Annotated in this window: 5 protein-coding genes and 1 pseudogene; all 6 read left to right on the top strand. The window is 44.9% G+C overall.

What is annotated here, in order from left to right; translation table 11 throughout:
- Positions 1–195, top strand: a pseudogene (locus tag CVN76_RS32325) (hypothetical protein); the annotation flags it as partial.
- 24 nt (positions 196–219) lie between these two features.
- Positions 220–360: a protein YhfH gene (gene yhfH, locus CVN76_RS06120; protein WP_442857550.1), complete on the top strand. Its 141-nt coding sequence runs from the start codon at positions 220–222 to the stop codon at positions 358–360.
- 24 nt (positions 361–384) lie between these two features.
- The gene (gene yhfH / locus CVN76_RS06115; RefSeq protein ID WP_442857550.1) at positions 385–525 is read left to right on the top strand and encodes a protein YhfH; all 141 of its coding nucleotides are present in this window, start codon (positions 385–387) and stop codon (positions 523–525) included.
- A 24-nt stretch (positions 526–549) separates the two neighbouring features.
- Positions 550–690 (top strand): protein YhfH, encoded by a 141-nt coding sequence (yhfH, locus tag CVN76_RS06110; RefSeq protein ID WP_442857550.1) that lies wholly within the window; start codon positions 550–552, stop codon positions 688–690.
- Between the two features lie 24 nt (positions 691–714).
- On the top strand, positions 715–855 hold the full coding sequence (yhfH, locus tag CVN76_RS06105) for a protein YhfH (protein WP_442857550.1): 141 nt from the start codon (positions 715–717) through the stop codon (positions 853–855).
- A gap of 24 nt (positions 856–879) precedes the next feature.
- A partial coding sequence (yhfH, locus tag CVN76_RS06100) for a protein YhfH (protein WP_442857553.1) occupies positions 880–983 on the top strand: 104 nt, incomplete at its 3' end.

The following is a 983-nucleotide window of genomic DNA, read 5'->3' as shown; positions in this document are numbered from 1 at the left end:
ATATACTGTATTATAACAACAAACAAACAACTTAAACTGTACTATAAGGAGGATCAAGACATGCAAGCAAACCAAACAAATTCATTGACGATCGATTCCGTTACTCATTGCCCCGAATGTGGTGAAACACATGTCGACCATTCAAATTCCTATCTATTGGAATGCGATCGCTGCCTTTCCAAACGCGAAGACTAATCGACCGAAATATGAGGAGGAATCATGATGCAAACTAAAAACCCTATGGAGTTTTTCAGGAACCTGCCACCTAAACAATGTACGGAGTGCGGAACCACCATCACCGAGCAAGCTGAATCGTATCTCTTGGAATGCGATCACTGCCTTTCCAAACGCGAAGACTAATCGACCGAAATATGAGGAGGAATCATGATGCAAACTAAAAACCCTATGGAGTTTTTCAGGAACCTGCCGCCTAAACAATGTACGGAGTGCGGAACCACCATCACCGAGCAAGCTGAATCGTATCTCTTGGAATGCGATCACTGCCTTTCCAAACGCGAAGACTAATCGACCGAAATATGAGGAGGAATCATGATGCAAACTAAAAACCCTATGGAGTTTTTCAGGAACCTGCCGCCTAAACAATGTACGGAGTGCGGAACCACCATCACCGAGCAAGCTGAATCGTATCTCTTGGAATGCGATCACTGCCTTTCCAAACGCGAAGACTAATCGACCGAAATATGAGGAGGAATCATGATGCAAACTAAAAACCCTATGGAGTTTTTCAGGAACCTGCCGCCTAAACAATGTACGGAGTGCGGAACCACCATCACCGAGCAAGCTGAATCGTATCTCTTGGAATGCGATCACTGCCTTTCCAAACGCGAAGACTAATCGACCGAAATATGAGGAGGAATCATGATGCAAACTAAAAACCCTATGGAGTTTTTCAGGAACCTGCCGCCTAAACAATGTACGGAGTGCGGAACCACCATCACCGAGCAAGCTGAATCGTATCTCTT

The sequence above is a fragment of the Bacillus sp. mrc49 genome (assembly GCF_002803435.1).
The sequence above is the reverse complement of the archived record's forward strand: the minus strand, read 5'-3'. Positions and strand labels throughout refer to the sequence as shown.